The 19,064-nt window shown below is 62.2% G+C and carries 16 protein-coding genes; 9 read left to right on the top strand and 7 right to left on the bottom strand.

The annotated features are described in order from the left end of the window. Positions 1-63: 63 nt before the first annotated feature. Genes CJ178_RS14785 through CJ178_RS14775 form a run of 3 tightly spaced genes read left to right on the top strand, consistent with a single transcriptional unit; the run spans position 64 to position 2,360 of the window. Positions 64-720 (top strand): TIGR03619 family F420-dependent LLM class oxidoreductase, encoded by a 657-nt coding sequence (locus tag CJ178_RS14785; protein WP_257013170.1) that lies wholly within the window; start codon positions 64-66, stop codon positions 718-720. Next, a complete protein-coding gene (locus CJ178_RS14780; RefSeq protein ID WP_095887021.1) occupies positions 717-1,577 on the top strand; it encodes an SDR family NAD(P)-dependent oxidoreductase in 861 nt (286 codons plus the stop codon). Before CJ178_RS14785 ends, CJ178_RS14780 begins: the two co-directional genes overlap by 4 nt. A 45-nt stretch (positions 1,578-1,622) precedes the next feature. Further along, positions 1,623-2,360 carry a sulfite exporter TauE/SafE family protein gene (locus CJ178_RS14775; RefSeq protein WP_033231729.1) on the top strand — a complete coding sequence of 246 codons (738 nt, stop codon included), beginning with the start codon at positions 1,623-1,625 and terminating at the stop codon, positions 2,358-2,360. Between the two features lie 22 nt (positions 2,361-2,382). Here the strand turns inward: CJ178_RS14775 and CJ178_RS14770 are convergent, their stop codons facing one another. The 4 genes from CJ178_RS14770 to CJ178_RS14755 all read right to left on the bottom strand — a co-directional run bounded on the left by CJ178_RS14770 (position 2,383) and on the right by CJ178_RS14755 (position 6,741). Further along, complete coding sequence (locus CJ178_RS14770; protein WP_033231728.1) at positions 2,383-3,855, bottom strand: peptide MFS transporter; 1,473 nt, start codon at positions 3,853-3,855, stop codon at positions 2,383-2,385. 57 nt (positions 3,856-3,912) lie between these two features. Next, on the bottom strand, positions 3,913-4,290 hold the full coding sequence (locus CJ178_RS14765) for a DUF3054 domain-containing protein (RefSeq protein WP_033231727.1): 378 nt from the start codon (positions 4,288-4,290) through the stop codon (positions 3,913-3,915). A gap of 71 nt (positions 4,291-4,361) precedes the next feature. After that, on the bottom strand, positions 4,362-4,916 hold the full coding sequence (locus tag CJ178_RS14760) for a YceI family protein (protein WP_033231726.1): 555 nt from the start codon (positions 4,914-4,916) through the stop codon (positions 4,362-4,364). A 28-nt stretch (positions 4,917-4,944) separates the two neighbouring features. Then, the gene (locus CJ178_RS14755; RefSeq protein ID WP_095887020.1) at positions 4,945-6,741 is read right to left on the bottom strand and encodes a 2-isopropylmalate synthase; all 1,797 of its coding nucleotides are present in this window, start codon (positions 6,739-6,741) and stop codon (positions 4,945-4,947) included. A 165-nt stretch (positions 6,742-6,906) separates the two neighbouring features. Here CJ178_RS14755 and CJ178_RS14750 point away from each other — a divergent pair, with 165 nt between their 5' ends. Then, positions 6,907-7,587, top strand: a complete 681-nt coding sequence (locus CJ178_RS14750) for a FadR/GntR family transcriptional regulator (RefSeq protein ID WP_080711612.1) — start codon at positions 6,907-6,909, stop codon at positions 7,585-7,587. On the opposite strand, the gene CJ178_RS14745 is transcribed toward CJ178_RS14750, so the two are convergent. Both CJ178_RS14745 and CJ178_RS14740 read right to left on the bottom strand, forming a co-directional pair. Beyond that, positions 7,584-8,690, bottom strand: coding sequence for a TIGR00374 family protein (locus CJ178_RS14745; protein WP_051730285.1), 1,107 nt, complete (start codon positions 8,688-8,690; stop codon positions 7,584-7,586). The genes CJ178_RS14750 and CJ178_RS14745 overlap by 4 nt on opposite strands. A 9-nt stretch (positions 8,691-8,699) precedes the next feature. Continuing rightward, complete coding sequence (locus CJ178_RS14740) at positions 8,700-10,178, bottom strand: adenylate/guanylate cyclase domain-containing protein (protein ID WP_033231724.1); 1,479 nt, start codon at positions 10,176-10,178, stop codon at positions 8,700-8,702. Positions 10,179-10,402: 224 nt separating this feature from the next. On the opposite strand from CJ178_RS14740, the gene CJ178_RS14735 reads away from it, so the two are divergent. The 5 genes from CJ178_RS14735 to CJ178_RS14715 all read left to right on the top strand — a co-directional run bounded on the left by CJ178_RS14735 (position 10,403) and on the right by CJ178_RS14715 (position 16,208). Then, positions 10,403-11,596, top strand: coding sequence for an AI-2E family transporter (locus CJ178_RS14735; protein WP_033231723.1), 1,194 nt, complete (start codon positions 10,403-10,405; stop codon positions 11,594-11,596). Beyond that, positions 11,589-12,794: a MacS family sensor histidine kinase gene (macS, locus tag CJ178_RS14730; protein ID WP_033231722.1), complete on the top strand. Its 1,206-nt coding sequence runs from the start codon at positions 11,589-11,591 to the stop codon at positions 12,792-12,794. The genes CJ178_RS14735 and macS overlap by 8 nt, the downstream gene beginning before the upstream one ends. A gap of 28 nt (positions 12,795-12,822) precedes the next feature. Then, a complete protein-coding gene (locus CJ178_RS14725; RefSeq protein ID WP_095887991.1) occupies positions 12,823-13,455 on the top strand; it encodes a response regulator in 633 nt (210 codons plus the stop codon). Between the two features lie 39 nt (positions 13,456-13,494). After that, on the top strand, positions 13,495-14,226 hold the full coding sequence (locus CJ178_RS14720) for a DUF1707 SHOCT-like domain-containing protein (RefSeq protein WP_092803191.1): 732 nt from the start codon (positions 13,495-13,497) through the stop codon (positions 14,224-14,226). Positions 14,227-14,312: 86 nt separating this feature from the next. Further along, on the top strand, positions 14,313-16,208 hold the full coding sequence (locus CJ178_RS14715; RefSeq protein ID WP_095887019.1) for a DUF2339 domain-containing protein: 1,896 nt from the start codon (positions 14,313-14,315) through the stop codon (positions 16,206-16,208). Here the strand turns inward: CJ178_RS14715 and CJ178_RS14710 are convergent. Then, positions 16,183-19,059, bottom strand: coding sequence for an MMPL family transporter (locus CJ178_RS14710; RefSeq protein WP_095887018.1), 2,877 nt, complete (start codon positions 19,057-19,059; stop codon positions 16,183-16,185). The genes CJ178_RS14715 and CJ178_RS14710 overlap by 26 nt on opposite strands. Positions 19,060-19,064: the final 5 nt, after the last annotated feature.

Genomic DNA, 19,064 nt, shown 5'->3' with positions numbered 1-19,064 from the left:
CATTTGTTGCGCTCGGCTACGTCGCCGCCGCAACCGAACGGTTGCGGTTGCTCACGTATGGCGGTGGCGCCGTACCGAAACCCCTTCCTGCTGGCAAAATCCGCGTCGACCCTCGACAAACTGTCGGGTGGCCGCCTCACGCTCGGGCTCGGAACGGGATATCAGAAGAGCGAGTTCCATGCTCTCGGAATCGATTTCGACGAGCGCAACGAACTCTTCGACGAGGCGCTCGATGTGCTTCCGCTGCATTGGAGCGGTGAACCGTTCACGTATCGAGGCAAGCACTTCAGTGCCCTCGACGTCATCGCCCGGCCGAGGCCGATCCAGAATCCGATCCCCATCTGGATTGGCGGCAACTCCAAGCTGACTCGTCGCCGAGTAGCCGAGCGCGCACAGGGCTGGATGCCGATGTCCGGTGGGGCAGAGTTGAGCGCTACCGCGCGAACACCCACGCTCGGATCGGTTGATCAGATCGGCGGCCACATCACCGAACTGCGAAATGCGGCGCTCGCCGCCGGACGCGCCGAGCCCATCGACGTTGTGTACTCCTATCACGGCGACGGGATACACACCCCGACAGTCGAATCTGACCGGCACCGCGAAGTATTCTCCGACCTCGAAAAATCAGGCGTCACCGCAGTGGTGGTTTCCGGTCCCATCGACGGTTTGGCCGCCACCGTCGAATTCCTCGAAGCGTTCGGGTCCACGTACCTGTCATGAGCACACGATGGTTCGAAGATCGGGCCGGGTTCGACGGATGCGTAGCCGTCATCACCGGCGGCGCCGGTGGGCTCGGCAGTGCGATTGCCGCTGATCTTGCCGCGAACGGAGTGCGGCTTGCCGTCGTCGACATCGATGCAGAGGCTGTCGAGCGTCTGCGTCGTGAGTTGGCGGAGGGCGGATGCGACGCCGTCGTACATCACGGTGACGCGCGTGATCCGGACGAGTTGAACTTGTTGTTCGAGGCTGCTCACGAGCGGTGGGGCAGGCTCGACATCCTGGTCAACGTTGTCGGTGGCACCTTCCGAACACCATTTGCGGAATCGACACCGAAAGGGTGGGACGCGCTTTTGCGCACGAACTTCCATCACGTCCTACACGCGTGCTCCCTCGCGGTGCCGATGATGAAAAGCGGTGGCAGAGGCGGCAGCATCGTCAACGTGACAACCATCGAAGCGCATCGCGCGGCGCCCGGTTTTGCCGTCTACTCTGCGGCAAAGGCTGCCGTCGAGCAGTTTTCGCGGACACTGGCCGTCGAACTTGCCCCGGACCGGATTCGCGTGAACAACGTTGCACCGGACTTCGTCCCGACGCCAAATCTTGCCCGATTCGGCAGTGGGGACCATTCGATGGCAACCCCGGTGGGGGCTCGGGTGGCCATACCGATGGGACGAGTCGGGCATGTCTCCGATGTCTCGAACAGCGTCGTCTTTCTTGCTTCCGGACTCTCCACCTTCATCACCGGGACAACACTTCATCCCGACGGTGGAACATTGGCGTCGTCCGGGTGGTTCAACTGGCCGGACACGGGTTGGGCGAACTACGCACCGACGCGGTTTCTGGAGGGGCACGCGTAGGCGCGTGGCGCGGGTGAGAATCCGCGCCCGGTAGGTTCATGAGCTGTGAACCTGCTCGATTTCCTCTTTCTTGTCGTAGCGGGATTCTTCAGCGGTCTAGTCGGCTTTGTCACCGGACTGGCGTCCATCGTGTCGTACCCGGCGCTGCTCAGTGTCGGGTTGTCGCCTGTCAGCGCCAATATGACCAACACCGTGGCACTGGTGGCCGTCGGAGTCGGCGCATTGGCGAACTCGTCGCGCGAAGTTGCCGACACGGGACCCAAACTTGTTCGCTGGTCTCTGTATTCGGCTGCGGGCGGCATCATCGGTGCGTTGATTCTGTGGCTCGCACCGGAGGGCTCGTTCGAATCGGTTGTGCCGGCGATGGTTGCGTTTGCAGCGCTGGCACTGCTCCTTCAACCGAAGATTCGTGAACTCTCCGGCGGCGGCGACCGTCCGGGAATCTACTCGGCCGCCCTGTTTGCCGTGGCCGTGTACGGCGGGTATTTCGGCGCGGGCGCCGGCGTCATCTTTCTGGCGGCAACTCTCATCCTCACATCCGAAACGGTGTGGCGGGCCACAATTCTGAAGAGCTTCTTCCTCGGCATTGCGAATCTGGTTGCCGCCCTCATCTTCGCTTTTTCCGGGCAAGTGCACTGGGTGGCCGCGCTGGCCATGGCTCTCGGCGCATTGGTGGGTGGCTGGTGCGGGCCACCCGTCGTGAAGAAAATCCCGCCATCGGTACTGCGGGTGGCAGTAGCGATAGCGGGATTCGCTTTGGCGCTGTGGCTGTGGGTCAAATAGCGGGCTGTGGGTCGAATAGCGTTTACTGCACGCCTTGCATCAGCTTCTTGATCCACGGCGATGCGGCAGCAAGCACCACGCCGATTCCGATCGACGAGAATCCGATGATCAGGAAGAACGGCTTGCTGTCGTCGATGTCGAAATGACCGGCAAGGGTTCCGGCCATCGAGGATCCCAACGCGACGGACAGGAAGAACAACGCGACCATCTGCGTGTGGAAACGCTCCGGCGCCAGTTTGGTTGCGAGTGACAATCCGACGGGGGAGAGGAACAGCTCCGCAAACGTGAACAGCAGAAGGACTCCGGCCAGCCCGAGGAGCGGTGCACTGTTCGGACCGCCGCCGGTGATCGGAATGAAGGCGAGGAAAGCCAAGCCCATGATCCCGGTGCCGATCGCGAACTTGATGGGCGACGACGGCTGCCGTGGGCCGAGTTTGGTCCACATCGCCGCGAACACGCCTGCGAAGACGATGATGAACACGGGGTTGATGGACTGAACCCAGCTCGGCGGGAAGTCCCAGCCGAAGAGGTTGCGGTCCAGAAGCTTGTCCGAGATCAGCGGAACCGTCGTGAATTGCTGCTGGAACAGCGACCAGAAGGCAGCGCTGGCAATGAACATCGGGATGAACGCAAACACACGACTGCGTTCGACCTTCGTGATCTGCTTGCTGGTCAGCATCAGAAGGAAATATCCGACCGATGCAATGACAGTCAGACCGACCACAACGTCGGACATGTTGTCCGCGGTGATCAAACCGGTAATCGATGCGATGGCGACCACAACGATCGCAGCAACACCGATTCCGATGTAGAGGGTGCGCTTATCCGCGGGAAGCGGGTTGCCCGGTGCGGCGCCGATTCCGTGAAGGTGCTTGCGCCCCAACGTGTACTGGATAAGGCCGAGCGCCATGCCGACGGCCGCCAGAGCAAATCCGGCATGGAATCCCCAGGCATCCTGCACTGCGCCGGTCAGCAGCGGACCGACCAAACCGCCGATGTTGATGCCCATGTAGAAGATCGAGAAACCGGCGTCGCGGCGCTCGTCCGTCGGCGAATACAGATCGCCGACCAACGACGTCGCATTTGCCTTGAGTCCACCACTGCCGAAGGCCACCATGACAAGACCGATGCCAACGCCCCACAGACCGGGGAACACTGCCAACGCGATGTGGCCGGCCATGACCAGCGAAGCACTGTAGAAGAGTGTCCGCTCCGAACCGAGAAGGCGGTCGGCCACCCACGCGCCGAGGATCGTGGACAGGTACACGGTGCCGCCGTACGCACCGACAATGCTTGTCGCGGCGGCCTGGCTGATACCGAGACCACCGTCGGCGACGGTGTAATACAAGTAATAGATCAGGATGCCTTGCATCCCGTAGAAGGAGAACCTCTCCCACATCTCCACGCCGAACAGATTGGCCAATGCAAACGGTTGGCCGAAGAAGCCCTTGTCTTCCTTCTCGGTCCGTTCGGCAGGCTCCGTAGTGTTACTCATCCGAAAAGTGTCCTACTTCGTAGCGCAATTCGGGTAGTTCCGGACCGCTCGACACGGTTACGACCTGGCACGGATTTTTGCGATGACCGGAACCAGTGCGCGCCACCCGAGTAGGAAAGCGCCGAGGACAAGCGTGGCGACCACGATGAAACTGAACTGCGTACCTTGACCGCTGAGCACTCGCAGGACCATGCCGATGACGACGGTGGAGAGCCATACGACTATGCCGGTGGGGAGTAGGAGAACGGCGTTGAACTTGTCGCGGTACAGCGCGAACGTGGCAGACCATCCGATTACCAGGCCGGTCAGGAACGGCCAGGATGTCTTCGCCAGTCCGGCGAGCGCATTGGCTTCTTCGTGTGTACGGCGCCCTATCGCGCAAAAGATAATGACAAGAACGGCGTCGATCAGCAGGAATGGTGCGTACTTCTTCACCTGGTCACCATACGACTGTGCGCCTTTCCGGTAGTTGGCACTACCGGAAAGGCGCACGTGGCCGAAGGCCCTTATGCCTGCAGACCAGCCTCGATCTCGAGGGTGATGGTGATCTTGTCGCCGACAACTGCTCCGCCGCCTTCGAGGGGCATCTCGATGGAGATGTCGAAGTCCTTGCGGTTGATGACGGTGGTGGCTTCGAATCCGGCAACCGGGCCGTTGCCCATACCGGGGTTGACGCCGTTGAACTCGAGGTTCAGCTCGACCTCGCGGGTGACACCGTGGAGGGTGAAGTCGCCTGCGAGTACGAAGTCGCTGCCCTTGGCGCGCACTGCGGTGGACTTGAAGGTAGCCGTCGGGTACTTCTCGACGTCGAAGAAGTCAGCGGACTTGATGTGGCCGTCACGCTGCTCGTTCTTGGTGTTGATGGAGGCGACCGAGATTTCGGCTTCGACGGCCGGGGTGCCGTCCTCGGCAACCGTGATGGCGCCCGAGAACTCGTCGAACGTGCCGCGAACCTTGGACACCATGAGGTGGCGAACCGAGAAGCCGACGGTCGAGTGGACCGTGTCGATAACCCAGGTTCCGGCGGTCAATGCGGGCAATGTGGTGGTAGCGGCGGTCATCGAAGCTCCTTGATAAGTAGTTGAATGTTCAATTGCTTGTAGGTTCAACTATGAACCCTCGGGAATTCTTCCGCAAGTTCATGTGACTGTCATCACATGTGTGGGATGCAGTCGCGTAGACGGCATGAAGCGCCGACGCCGTGACGGACTGATGAACAGCCACTCCCCAGTGCTGGACTCCGTTGACCAGGGCTTCTGTGATGGTGACTGCCGAAGTTGCACTGGCCGGAGAATCCGAGTGGCCGGGAAGTGAATGCTGAGTGAGTGACAGAACTTCGACGCCGGTGCCGTTCTCGGTCAGGATCCTGGCCAGCGCCTCGACGGGCCCGGACGCGCTGGCCTCGGCGGTAATTTCCTTGCCGTCGCGATCGAGGACGACAAACAGACGATCGCCATCTGAGCTGTGTTCCACCGAATATCGGCGCATTCCTCCGTTGTATCCGTACTCGCGCAGCAGGAGGTTCCACAGCTGGTCGGCGGTTATCTCGAGTCCGGAGCCATCGGTTTCACGTTGAACGCGCGCCGCAAAATCGATTTGCAGGCGTCGAGGGAGTTCGATGCCGTATTCCGATGCCAGTAAGTAGGCGATGCCTCCCTTGCCGGACTGGCTGTTTACCCGGATCACTGCCTGGTAGTCACGACCGACGTCAGCGGGATCGATCGGCAGGTACGGCACTTCCCACGGTGCCTGCGACGGATCGATGCCAAGGATTTCGGCGCGCTCGTAATGATGGGCAAAGCCCTTCTTGATTGCGTCCTGGTGGGTTCCCGAGAACGCGGTGTACACCAGATCGCCGCCGTACGGGTGGCGCTCGTGCACCGGAATTCTGTTGCAGTACTCCACTGTTCGACGAATTTCGTCGATGTCGGTGAAGTCGATTCGCGGGTCGACGCCCTGCGCGTGGAGGTTCAGTCCGAGCGTCACCAGATCGACATTGCCGGTGCGCTCACCGTTACCGAACAGGCAGCCTTCGACCCGCTGAGCGCCGGCGAGTACTGCCAGTTCGGCGCACGCCACTCCGGTGCCCCGATCGTTGTGTGGATGTACGGACAGGATTACCGAATCGCGTCGAGCGAGATTGTGGTGCATGTATTCGATCTGGTCCGCGTAGATGTTAGGAGTGGCGATTTCCACTGTGGCAGGCAGATTGTGGATGACCGGGCGATCGGGGCTCGCATCCCAGAGTTCGCTGAGGCTGTTGCAGATCTGCAGCACGTAGTCCGGTTCCGTCAGGTTGAAGACCTCGGGTGAGAACTCGAACCGCCACCCGTCGTGAGCGTCACCGCCGCGAGCGACATCCTCGGCGGCGCGAAAGATCATGCCGTGCAGTTCGTCTCGTTCCTTCCCCAGGACCACATCGCGCCATGTCGGTGCGGTAGCGGTGTACATGTGAACTACCGCGTTCGGCAGTCCGGCGATGGATTGGTAGGTTCGCTCGATCAAATCTGTTCGGGCTGCGGTGAATACAACGATCGTGACATCGTCGGGAACCAGGTCGAGGTGGACGAGGTCGCGAACGAAGTCGAAGTCCGTCGCACTGGCGGAAGGGTAGCCGACCTCGATTTCCTTGTAGCCGATCGCCACCATCAGTTCGAACATTCGGCGTTTGCGGGCCGGGTCCATCGGTTCGGCGAGGGCCTGGTTGCCGTCGCGCAGATCCACGGGAACCCACAGGGGTGCTTCGGTGGTGCGATTGGCCGGCCAGGTTCGATCGAATGCCGGAATGTCGACTCGATCCCACGCGGCGCGATAACGCGCGGACGGCATGGGGGAGGGTTTCTGGTTGTTCCAGGTGGTGCCCTGCTTGTTCCAGGTGGTGCTCATCGGGGGTTCTCCTGCGGGTCTTGGTGAGAGACCGGCCATGGCGGAACCCCGCGGAGGGGTGCCGGTCTTTTCAGGCCCCGCCGCGGCAGTCGAGAAGGAGTCCTCGGTAAGCCATGAGGGCTACACTAGAACGAAATCACTTATCAGACAACCTGAGGAGTTTCCGTGCCGCCGATGGTCGAACGCCGTCTACTCACCGATCAAGCCGCTGAGCTTCTTCGTGCTCGTATCATCGGTGGCGAATGGGCAGTCGGTGACAAACTTCCAGGTGAAACCACTCTGGCGGCGGAATTGGGTATCGGTCGTTCCACGATCCGCGAAGCCGTTCGCACCCTCGCCGGACTCGGCATGCTGGAATCGCGTCAGGGCGCCGGAGTGTTCTTGCGCAGTACAACTCCACCCGACCAGTGGCCTCGGGTCCTCGAATCAGAAGCCATCCTGCATGTAGTCGAAGTGCGCAACGCCGTCGAGGTGGAGGCAGCTGGATTGGCAGCCAAACGACGCGACGACACCGATATCGCAGAACTCAGGCGTGCGCTCGGCGGTAGGGCCGCGGCCGCGAATTCCGGTGATGCCGCCTTTGTCGACGCCGACATCGCGGTGCACCGCGCGGTGGTCGAGGCGGCGCACAATCCGGTTCTGTCTGAGTTGTTCGAAACGTTTGTCCCACGACTTCGGACTGCGTTGATCGAGCTGATCGGCGTCCTCGATCTCAATCCGCACAGCCAACCCGATGCCGACGAACACCGAATGTTGGTGGACGCCATCGAAGCCGGTGACGCGGAGGCTGCCGTGCGAATCAGCCGTGCCCATCTGGATGACATGGCAGCAGCGTTGCGACGCTAAACGCCCGGTTGTTCGCCGCGTTCGAAGTCGATGGTCATGTCGGCGTCGTCGCGATGCGTCGCTCGGAACGAAATCAGGAAGACGACCCACCCCACGAGCGCCACGAGTACAAGACTCACCATTCGGTAGACGAAGACCGCCGCGAGAGCTTGTGCGCCGGTCGCTCCGGCGATGGTGAGCGCAGTGATCAGTGCTGTGTCCACGTATCCCAAACCACCGGGCATCAGAGGAATACTCCCGACGGCCTTGGCTGCGGTGAATGCGATCAGCAAACCGGCAAACGAGGGGTGCGCACCCACAGCCCAACAGGCAAACCCGAGACAGGCGACGTCGGCAACACGATGGATCGCAGACCAGCCGAAAGCGATGACGGTATCGGTGCGCCCGAGTTCCACGGAATCGAGTTGAGTGAGAATCTCGGACCAGCGTGACACTCCACGGTCTGGATGATTACCGCGAAAACTGTTGTACCGAGCAAGGACCCAGTGTCCTAGGCGTTCGAGGCTACCGGGGTTCTGGGCGATATATCGCAAGCCGACGAATAGAAGCGCCACGCAGATAATCGAGATGGTCAGCGTAACCGGACTGACCTTGGTGCCGAAAGCCAAAGCGCCGGTTGCGCCGAGAAGTGCCAGCGTTGCTGCGGCGATCACACCGCACATAGCCAATTGCCACGACGCGACAATGGGCGTCGCACCCCACTTGCGGGTCTGCTTGTATGTGAACGCGGTGGAGAACACCTGCCCCGCAGGCAATGTGAGCGCCATCGCGGTACTTGCGTAGATCACGGACAGATTTTTCAGGTGGCCGGCCACCACACCGGCAGCATTGAGAAGCCGCTGCTGAACCGACGCGTATCCGCTGAGTGAGACGGCCTGGGCGGCGATGCAGGCCGCAACCCAACCCCAGTGGATTTCCGTCAGTGCCTGCCATGACTCATTGAGCTTTGGCCACAGCAGTGTCCCCTCGACAACCAGCAGAGTGATCAGCGCCAGCCCGAGAACATACTTCAGCCACCAGAATCGCCCACGAACCCGACCGGGCTCGGCGACGGACGGCGGGGGCCGTCTCAGTCGCCACGGGGTCTTTCCAGGCAGTGCCATCGATTCAGACTAACCAATCTGTTCTGGATCTACCTCGGGATATTTCTGTGGCCAGGCTAGATGAGTGAGCCGTCTGCGCCCACGAAGTTGAACCTGCTCGCCCAGTTCCCACTCGGCCTGCTCCTCCTCGTCCGCAAAATACAGCGCACTCGTCGACGCCAGGACTCTGCTGGGACGGAACTTCGCGAGCTCCGTCAAACGCGAGGCCTCGTTGACCGGGTCGCCGATCACGGTGTACTCGAAACGTTCCGCCGCACCGATATTTCCCGCGACCGCCAAACCTGCGCTCACACCGATACCGATGTCGAGGCCGGTGATCGCGTCGAGCTTGAACCGCAACTCGCGCGCAGCAGCCAGCGCAGCCGTCGGTGCGTCGGGTCGATCGAGGGGAGCGCCAAAGATCGCGAGCGCCGCATCGCCCATGAACTTGTTGACAAAGCCGTGGTGACGGTCGATCACGTCCACGACGATGCGGAAGAATTCGTTGAGCAATTCGACGACCTCGCCGGGCGGACGTTCAGCCGCAGCGCCCGTCGACCCGACCATGTCCACGAACAGAACCGCGACAAAGCGTGTTTCACCGCCCAGTTCCGTACCGAACTGCAAAGCGCGTCGAGCGACGTCCTCGCCGACATGTTGGCCGAACAACTGGCGCAGCAGGCGACGCTCGTCCGACTCCTTCATCATGCGGTTGAACCCGACCTGCAGACGCCCGATCTCACTGCCGTCGAACACCTCGACACGAACGTCCGTCGCACCGCGCTGGACCCGCTCGATGGCGCGTCGAAGTTGGCGGATGGGGTCGGAGATCTGGCTGGCCGTCAGCATCGACAGCGCAAATGCCTGCACGATCGCCATGATCGAGATCAACAAGATCGCCCACGCCAACGAGTTGGGTGAGAACTCGAGATCAGTGGTGAGTTGGGTGGCGCACAGCAAGATGATGCCGGCGACGGGCATGAGCGTGCCCAATCCCCACGTCATTGCCAAACGGGTGCCGACGCCTGGAGCCATGGTCCGATCGAACTCGCCCTCGCTCAATGCGAGTGCAGCGACGGGACGCAGGATTCGCTCGCCGAGCATGTACGTGAACCCGAACGTCGTGGTCGCGGCCATGCAGACGGTGACAATCACCGCGATAGCCAACCCGGGCATCTCGTTGATCGTCAGAATGACGAAGATGATGCCGCCGAGGAACCAGAGAACAAGGTGGACGATCGCTTGGCGCAGCGGCGCATGCAGCGCTGCCATCTGCTCACTGCGCGTCGGGGGACCGCCGCGCAATCTCCACCGGATGACCTTACGGAGCATCATGGCTGCCGCCGTCAGACTGACAACACCGGCAAACGCGAGGTAGATGCCGAACACCGCGAAGTTCCGGACATGATCGGCAACGATCGCGTCGGATTCCTCGATGGGGACGCCGTACCGCACAAAGGCAAATACCAGCACCGCGCCGATCAGGTTGGCTGCGAGCATCGAAACCATATAGATGGGCCATCGACTGCGGATCGTCACCGCTATCGCTCTGTATGAAGCCCGCACAGCGTTCAATTTAGCTGGCCAGGGTCGAAGTACTGGTATGCGCGTCCCATTTGCGTCTGCCCACGGTTGTCGGCTCCGGCGGTTAGGCTCCCGAAGGGAACGCAGGATAAGGGGAATGCGGAGGGGATTCGGCCCATGAATGAGTTCGAGAATGAGTTCGAGCGGGAATGAACAAGCCCATCACGTCCGACGCGAAGTCGGTTCATCCCGGCGTGCGGATCGCAGCCGAGTGGTCGTGGCGCCTGATCGTGATCTTTGCCGGCTTGGCGGTCCTCGGATACGTCGTGCTGCGGCTCGAGACGGTGCTGATTCCCGTCGGCTTGGCGCTCCTGGCTTCGGCGCTGCTCATTCCGTTCGTAGACCGGATGCAAACGTGGGGCGTGCCGCGATCAGCTGCCGTTGTAGTGGTGTTGCTCGGTGCCCTCGGCATCGTTGCCGGAATCATGACGTTTGTGGTCGAGCAGTTCATCGACGGTCTTCCAGAGCTCACCGATCAATTTGCTGCCAGCGTCACACAGATCCAGAACTGGTTGACCAGCGGCCCGTTCCATTTCAGTGAGGACCAGATTCGCCAAGCGGGCGATTCCGTAGTCAAATCGGTGCAGTCCAATCGCGAAGAACTGACTAGTGGCGCGCTGACCACCGCGGCGGTTGTCACCGAGATCTTCACCGGCGCGCTGTTGACCTTCTTCACCCTGATCTTCTTCTTGTACGGCGGAGACCAGATCTGGGAGTTCGTCACCCGGATCGTTCCGCGCGATTCGAGGCGTCGTATCCGGATCGCGGGCGCCGCCGGCTTCGGTTCACTCATCGGATACGTACGTGCAACGGTTGCCGTCGCCGCAGCGGACGCCATCGGTATCGGCGCTGGCCTCGCGATTCTGGGAGTCCCGCTGGCGTTGCCCCTGGCATCGCTGGTGTTCATCGGCGCGTTCATCCCGATCGTCGGTGCTTTTCTCACGGGTTTTCTTGCAGTCCTCGTCGCCCTGGTCACCAAGGGATTCCTGACCGCCCTGATCGTGCTCGGCATCATCATCGGCGTCATGCAGCTCGAAGCGCACGTCATGCAGCCCCTGCTGCTCGGCCGCGCAGTCAGGCTTCACCCGCTGGCCGTGGTTCTCGCGATCACCGCGGGCATCGTCCTTGCCGGGATAGTCGGCGGGCTCCTCGCCGTACCGATCGTCGCGGTCCTCAACACGGCTATCCGCTCACTGCTCGCCGACGATCCCGACGCCGTGTACGCCCAACTGCACGTCGAAGATCCGGAGACACCGCTCTATCCGGCGGAACCCGACGAACCACGAACCGAACCGCGCATCGAAAATCCGATCCCACCCGACCAGGCCACCCACGATGACTGACCCGACCCGCCGACGCCGATTGCACTACCGGCCCACCGTCCGCGAAGCATCCGGAATAGACACCGACCCTGACGCACCACTGTGGCGGGCCGCGCAGGCCTTTCGATTGGTCACTCTGGTGTACGCGATCAGCTACCAGTTCGCTTCGGCGTCGGACTACACCAACGCACGTCTGAGTTGGTTCTTCGTCGCGCTCATGGCGGTGTGGTCCGGTGCCTCCGCAGTCATGTTGGCCGCTGAAACGGTCCCACGAAAATATGTCGTACTGGCAGATCAGCTGATCGTCATCGCGCTCATGGCGTCGACGAGGCTTGTGTCAGATCACGAGTGGTACCAAAATCACCAGACCCTACCGACGACGCTGTGGGCCACCAACGCCGTGATCTCGGCGGCGATCCTCGGCGGGCCGTGGCTCGGAATCGCATCAGGCGTTGTCATCTCCTCGGCCAGCGCGATCATTCGGGACCAGATCAATCTTGATCTCTGGCGCGACGCCACAGCCCCCGTCCTCGTATCAGTCGGCTTGGCGCTGGGCCTCGCCACCACCACCGCACGGCGCGCACATCGCCAACTCGAACAAGCCGTGCGCCTCGCCGCAGCCACCGAAGAACGCGAAAGACTCGCCCGTGAAGTCCACGACGGAGTACTCCAAGTTCTCGCGATGGTCCGAAGACGAGGCGCAGCCCTAGGCGGTGAAGCGGCCGAACTCGCAGAACTGGCCGGAGAGCAGGAAGTGGCACTGCGCATGCTCATCTCCGAACAGGGCTCAGGCGCAACCGCCGACACGGGAGGTCAGAGCGTCGACCTGTGCCCACTGCTCACCACTGGGGCGAGTGCGACGGTATCCGTCTCGACACCAGCCGACCCTGTCATCCTCGACCGAGACCGCGCCATCGAACTGGCCGCCATCGTCGACAACGCCCTGTCCAACGCAGCCCTCCACGCCGGCTCAGGCGCCAAGGTGTTCGTACTGCTCGAAGATCTACCGGGCGAGGTCATCGTCAGCATCCGCGACGACGGAGTCGGTATCCCCGACGGCCGGTTGGCCGAAGCCGAAGCCGAAGGCCGCATGGGAGTATCGAAGTCCATTCTCGGACGCGTCGCGCTGCTCGGCGGTACCGCGAGCCTGCACACCGGACCCGGAGAGGGCACAGAATGGGAAATCACGGTGCCGAAGGAAAGTAGTGGAAGTGACTGAGCAACAGGGTGTAGCAGGGGTGTCCGTCATGGTGGTCGACGATCACCCGATGTGGCGAGACGGAGTGTCCCGCGACCTCGAAGCAGCCGGATTCATCGTCGCAGCCACCGCGGACGGAGTCGAGCGCGCCCGAAACCGCGCCGCTGCAGTGGCACCGGACGTTGTTCTCATGGACATGCACCTCCCCGACGGAAATGGCGCAGACGCAACCGCAGCCGTGCTCGAAGTTTCGCCCCACAGCAAGATCCTTGTGCTGTCGGCGTCGTCGGAACGCGACGACGTACTGGACGCGATCAAGGCGGGAGCGTCCGGTTACCTGGTAAAGAGTGCTTCCGTCGACGAACTCCTGGGAGCCGTACGCGCAACCTACGACGGGCAAGCTGTCTTCACCCCTGGCCTTGCCGGACTGGTACTCGGTGAATACCGACGCATGTCCACCGCCCCTGCCGACGACCGTGCACCCGAGGTCCCGAAGCTCACCGAACGGGAGACCGAAGTGCTGCGACTGGTCGCGAAAGGGCTCAGCGCCAAGCAGATTGCGACCAGGCTCTCGCTGAGCCACCGAACCGTCGAAAACCACGTACAAGCCACGCTACGCAAACTTCAATTGGCCAACCGTGTCGAGTTGACGCGTTACGCAATCGAGCAGGGTCTTGATTGATATCCGGGAAAGTCTCGATTAACGCTTATCCTGGAAACCATGGAGGCCAGGAATCTACGCGTATCGGATGCAGAACGAGAGCACGTCGGCGAATTGCTGCAGAAAGCCGTCGGTCAGGGGATGCTCTCACTCGGTGAGTTCACCGAACGTATGGACACCGCGCTGGCAGCAAAGACCAGGGGCGAACTCAACGTCGTACTTGCCGATCTCCCGGGCATCACCCTGATCTCGGACTACGAGCCTCCCGCGTATCCCGCGTCGGCCGGCCAGTCCGGTTATCAGTATCCGGCGCCGGGTTACCAGCAGCCGCCGGTTCATCAGCAGGTTCAGTATCCGCAGCCGCAGCCGCAGCCCTATGCCGGACAGAGTGGGCCTCCGGCGGCCGGTGCCTACGGCGCAGCCAATGCCGCGATCATCCGCGGACGGATGTCGACAGTGACGCGTAACGGCGCGTGGATCGTCCCGCCGGCCGTTGTGATCGACACTCGAATGTCCAGTGTCACCGTAGATTTCACGCGTGCGGTCATGCAAACACAGATCGTGCATGTCTCGATCAACGACTATGCAAGCTCGATCTCGCTGATCGTCCCCGAAGAAGCCACGGTGGACATGAACGATGTCGAAGCCATCGGTGGCAGCGCTTCCAACAAGGTGCGGTCCGGGCCTCAGATGGGCCCGCTTCACGTAGTGGTGCACGGCAAGGTGCGCTTCGGTAGCGTCACTGCAAAGCATCCCTTCGGAACCACCTTTCGCAAGTTCCTTGGGTCCTAGATCGCCGGCGTGCTCACCGAAAGCCCCTATGCCGGTCGAGTAGTACTACTCATTCAATCGAGGATTGACTGAAGCAAGCTCGGTGTATGACCACACCAAGTTCTCCTGCCGTCGATCCGCGACTGGTGACCGCTCTGTCGGACGAGTGCGAAAGCATCGGACGGCAGTTGCGCCACATGGGGCAGAACCTGTCGATTCTGCAGACGCAGCTGACCACGATGCGGCCTGCAGCGCCGGCTGCGGCGCCCGTTCAGATTCCCGCGTACGTTCCACAGCCGGCCCCGCAGCACGTGGCCTCGCAGCACGTTGCCCCACAATCGCAGTACCTGCGCCCGCCAAGTCCGCCGCAGCAACCCAGTGTGCCGTGGCAACCGAGTCCACCGAAGCAGCCCAGTGTGCCGTGGTGGCAACGTGACGGCGTGATCAGCCGACTCCTCGCGATTGCCGGGGTGGCAGTCACCTTGATCGGTGTTGTCATGCTGTTGGTTCTGGCAGCCCAGGCCGGTTTCTTCGGACCGCCTCTTCGAGTGATCGGCGGAGCAGCCCTGTCCGGTGCCCTGATCTTCGCAGGGTTCCGGGTGTACGGACGCCCGGGCGGCCGGGTGGGAGCAATCGCGCTGGCGGCCACCGGATTTGCCGGTCTCTACCTCGATGTGATGGCAGCGTCGGTCCTGTACGGCTGGATCGTCTCGCCGCTGTCGATGGTGATTGCCTTCGGTATCGCTGCTGCCGGAGTCTCGGTGGCGGTCAGGTGGAACTCCGAACCTCTTGCGCTGCTGATCGTGCTCGGCGCGGCATTGGCAGCCCCCGCCTTGGCCGGCGCACTGACGTTGTCGCTCATCGGTTTTCTTGTTGCTCTCCAAGTGGCAGGGTTCTCCGCTCAACTCGGTCGCGACTGGAAATATCTTGGCATGGCCCGGACGGTGCCGGTTGCGATCGTATTGATCGCAGCAATCGTCGGAGTGTCCCTCTTCGATGGAATGCAGGTTGATTCATCGGCATTGACGATCAGTGCGGTTGTTGTCTCCCTGATCGGACTGAGCGCCGCAGTTGCCTTGCAGTGGAAGGGATCCCCGTCGCGTGACGGTGTTGCCGGCGCCTGGTCGAGTGCGACGTTCACTGTCGCAACGCTCCCACTGCTGGGAGTCGAAGTACTCCTCGGTGATCAGATGGCCTCCCTGCTCTACGGCGTCATGGCCCTGGTGCTCCTGGTCGGTGCTGCAGCAGGCGCGGCATTGTCGACTCACCTGCGCATGGGTATCGCCGGTACCGGTGCAGTGGCTCTGCTGCTGTGCTGTGTTGCCGGGTCGCCGCAGTCGTTGACTGCTGCAGTTCTGCTTGCCGTCGCCACCGTCTTCATCGTGATCGCAGGTTCGACCGGATCACGTTTCGTCTGTGCGCTCGGATCCGTTTTTGCCGCAATCGGATTGATCGGATTCCTGGAATCCGCGTCGCCGTCCATGTTGATGACGTCCCGTGCCGCGTCTGCCCATCTCGATGCGCTGACGGCACTCACGAGCCTGACTGCGATCGGAGTGCTCGTGGCATTCGTGTGGGTCATGAGTCGATTGGCATTGGTCTCGGAGAACAACATTGCCGTCGCCTGGGCCATCAGCGGAATGGGTATCCTCTACGCCGCTACCTGCGCACTGGTTGCTTCGGGCATCGAGATATGGGGCGGCACAACAGGGTTTGTGTTCGGCCACAGTGCAGCAACGGTCGTATGGATGCTGGCCGCCACATCCGCACTCGTATTCGGGCTGAACAATCGCGAGCACGCACACACGATGCTGGGAACCGGCCTGACGCTGACCTGCGCAGCGCTGGCAAAACTCTTCCTGTTCGATCTCGCCACCTTGAGCGGACTGGTTCGCGGTGTCGCGTTCCTGGTGGTCGGGCTACTGCTCCTGCTTGTCGGGACGCGCTATGCACGCGCCTTCGGCAAGGCGGACCAGATCAACTCCGCTTCTGCCGCGCGATGAGCTCGCTGACGCTCACGGCATTACCGTCGTCGGGGCGGTGGCGTCCGCTGACTGCGTTGCCGGACGACGGACCGTTGGGCGTGGATTCAGACGCCGCGCCGGTGGTGGCCGCTCCGTTACTGCCTGCGCCGTTGGTTGAAGCACCATTGGTGCCGGCACCGTTTGTTGCTGCACCGTTTGTGGCTGCACCGTTTGTGGCTGCACCGTTGGTCGGTGCCGAAGTGCGGACGGCCGGCAATGGCCTCGATGCAGGTTGCGCCTCACCCGGGGTGCGCAGGTCCGACAACCAGCTTTCGATCGGTCGTTCAGTGGAAGCCGGTGTAGCGGGGGAGGTGCGGCGAGCGGTCGGAGCCGGTGTCGGTGTTGCCGTTTGTTCCGGCTTGGCCGCCTTGTACGTCGGGTTGGGGATTGGTGCTTCGATCAGGTCCTGCGGCGCACCGGCCGGTCGGTCGGTACTGCGGCGGCGGGGTGTCTCGCCGGGCGCGTATGTCTTGGGCGTTGGCGCCTTGACCGACATCTCGCTGAGGGGGATGGGCTCGGTGAGGGGATCGGGTTCGCGCTTGCCCCCGACCGGTGCTGGGGGCGGGAGTACCCGCGACGGCGCCGCAGCTTTTGCCTGCGCTGACTCGGTGATTTTTGCCTGGCCGGGACCGGCGATCGCGCCGACGGGCGTGAGCTGGGGGACATCGACGAGCGCAAGTTCGTTGTCGAGGATCGGCTCGCCCAGTCCGATCTTCTCCTGGATTCGTTTCATCCAGGCCGGGGCCCACCAGCAGTCGTCGCCGAGCAGTTTCATCGTGGCGGGCACGAGGAACATGCGGATGAGCGTGGCGTCGATGACCAGGGCCGCGATCATGCCGTACGAGATGTACTTCATCATCACCAGTTCGGACAGGCCGAACGCGCCGGTCACCACGATGAGGATCAACGCCGCCGCGGTGATGATGCGGCCGGTGTGCGCTGTTCCGATGCGGATGGATTCGGTGGTGCTCGCACCCTGCGCGCGCGCTTCCACCATTCGTGAGAGTAGGAAGACTTCGTAGTCGGTGGAAAGCCCGTAGACGATCGCGATGATCAACACCAGAACTGGCGACATGATCGGGCCGGGTGTGAAGTTGAGCAGTTCGCTGCCGTGGCCGTCGATGAAGATCCACGTCAAGATGCCCAGCGTCGAACCCAGTCCGAGAGCGCTCATCAGAGCTGCCTTGATCGGCAGGACCAACGATCCGAAGGTCAGGAACATGAGCAGTGTGGTCAGCAAAATGACCGTGACGACCATCAGCGGTAGACGGTCGAGTAGAGCGTCGACGCTGTCCTGCTCGATGGCGGGGGTGCCGCCGACAAGGACCGTCGTGCCTTCCGGCCAGTCCGCGGCGCGGAGGTAGTCGATGGTGGGGCGAGCTTCGTTGCGCTCGGTCAGGCCGGCTTTGAGGACGTTGACGCCGTCCTTGGTGGCCACTTCGGGGGTGAACTTCTCGACCAGGCCCGGTGCGTTGTTGGCGGTCTTCGCTATCTGGCCGAGCGCGGTGTTGTCTGCGCCCTGGATGACCAGACGGACAGGTTCGGTGCGGTTACCCGGGAAGAGTTCGTCGAACTCGGCTTGAGCTACGCGCGTGGGGCTGTCGGGCGGCAGGTACGTCTCGTTGATGCCGCCGAACTTGATGCCGGTGAGCGGAATGATCATCAGGAGCAGTGCGGCCACGATCGGAACGGCAACCTTGAGCGGATGCCGCATCACGAACCTGGTGAGGTTGCCCCAGAAGCCGTTTTCGATTTCCTCGTTGGTCTTGGTCTGGCGAAGCCTCTTGAACGTCAACGCATCGATCCGCTTGCCGAGGATTCCGAGGATGGCAGGCAGGATCGTGACGGACGAAATGGCCGCGAGCATGACGGCCGCGATTGCGCCGTACGCAACGGATTTCAGGAAGCCCTGGGGGAACAGCAGAAGGCCGCCGAGGCTGACGGCAACCATGGTCGCCGAGAACATGACAGTGCGGCCGGCGGTCATGACCGTTCTGCGGACCGCCGTCGGCGTCTCGTGCCCTTCGGCGATTTCTTCACGGAAACGACTGACGATGAACAGCCCGTAGTCGATGGCCAGACCCAGCCCGACCAAGGACACCACGGGCGCGACAAACGCGTTGACCTCGGTGAAATTGGTGATCAGACGGATGATGCCGTTGGCACCGATGACGGTCAGGCCGCCCACGATCAGGGGCAGGGCAGCAGCGACGACGCCACCGAACACGAAGAAGAGCAGCACACCGACAGCAGGAATTGCGAGCATTTCCATGCGCTTGATGTCGTTGGCCATCGTGTCGTTCAACGAGTTCGCGACCGGTTGCAGACCGGCCAACTGCACGTTGACACCGTCGATGTAGAACTCGCTCTCGACATCGCGGAAGTTGTTGGACACCGCGGTGTCGTTGTCGCCGGCAATGGCCACGCTGGCAACGGCATGTTGCTTCGTCGGGTCTGCCAAGGCGGCGACGGAAAGTCCGTCACCGACCTTGAAGTACGAACCGTTGATCTTCATGATCTGATCCGGATGGTCCGAGACCAGTCGTTGCAGGCTGTCGATGACCTTCGCTTGGAACTCCGGGTCGTCGACGGTTTTTCCTTCGGGCGCTGTGTACAGCGCCAGAACGTCGCCGGCGGTGCTACGTCCGAACGTGCCGTCGGCGAGCTTTGCAGCCTCGACCGATTGTGACCCCGGATCGTCCCAGCCGCTCTGGCTGAGATGGTCCTGCAGGCTCATGCCGTACGCGGCAAGCCCGAGGAGTCCCGCCACCATGACAGCGATGACGGTGAAGCGGGCACGATAGACGATGCTTCCCCAGCTGGCGAACACTGATC

Source organism: Rhodococcus sp. ACPA4 (genome assembly GCF_002300185.1).
Lineage (GTDB): Bacteria > Actinomycetota > Actinomycetes > Mycobacteriales > Mycobacteriaceae > Rhodococcus_F > Rhodococcus_F globerula.
Note: the sequence above shows the minus strand (reverse complement) of the source record. Positions and strands in the feature narration are given on the sequence as shown.

Bases quoted from the DNA above. Each gene is read 5' to 3' on its own strand.
- CJ178_RS14735 (WP_033231723.1), top strand. From the start codon at position 10,403: ATGAACAAGCCCATCACGTCCGACGCGAAGTCGGTTCATCCCGGCGTG.
- CJ178_RS14760 (WP_033231726.1), bottom strand. From the start codon at position 4,916: ATGACCGCCGCTACCACCACATTGCCCGCATTGACCGCCGGAACCTGG.
- CJ178_RS14740 (WP_033231724.1), bottom strand. From the start codon at position 10,178: ATGGTTTCGATGCTCGCAGCCAACCTGATCGGCGCGGTGCTGGTATTT.
- CJ178_RS14725 (WP_095887991.1), top strand. From the start codon at position 12,823: ATGGTGGTCGACGATCACCCGATGTGGCGAGACGGAGTGTCCCGCGAC.
- CJ178_RS14780 (WP_095887021.1), top strand. From the start codon at position 717: ATGAGCACACGATGGTTCGAAGATCGGGCCGGGTTCGACGGATGCGTA.
- CJ178_RS14755 (WP_095887020.1), bottom strand. From the start codon at position 6,741: ATGAGCACCACCTGGAACAAGCAGGGCACCACCTGGAACAACCAGAAA.
- CJ178_RS14720 (WP_092803191.1), top strand. From the start codon at position 13,495: ATGGAGGCCAGGAATCTACGCGTATCGGATGCAGAACGAGAGCACGTC.
- CJ178_RS14770 (WP_033231728.1), bottom strand. From the start codon at position 3,855: ATGAGTAACACTACGGAGCCTGCCGAACGGACCGAGAAGGAAGACAAG.
- CJ178_RS14715 (WP_095887019.1), top strand. From the start codon at position 14,313: ATGACCACACCAAGTTCTCCTGCCGTCGATCCGCGACTGGTGACCGCT.
- CJ178_RS14745 (WP_051730285.1), bottom strand. From the start codon at position 8,690: ATGGCACTGCCTGGAAAGACCCCGTGGCGACTGAGACGGCCCCCGCCG.
- macS (WP_033231722.1), top strand. From the start codon at position 11,589: ATGACTGACCCGACCCGCCGACGCCGATTGCACTACCGGCCCACCGTC.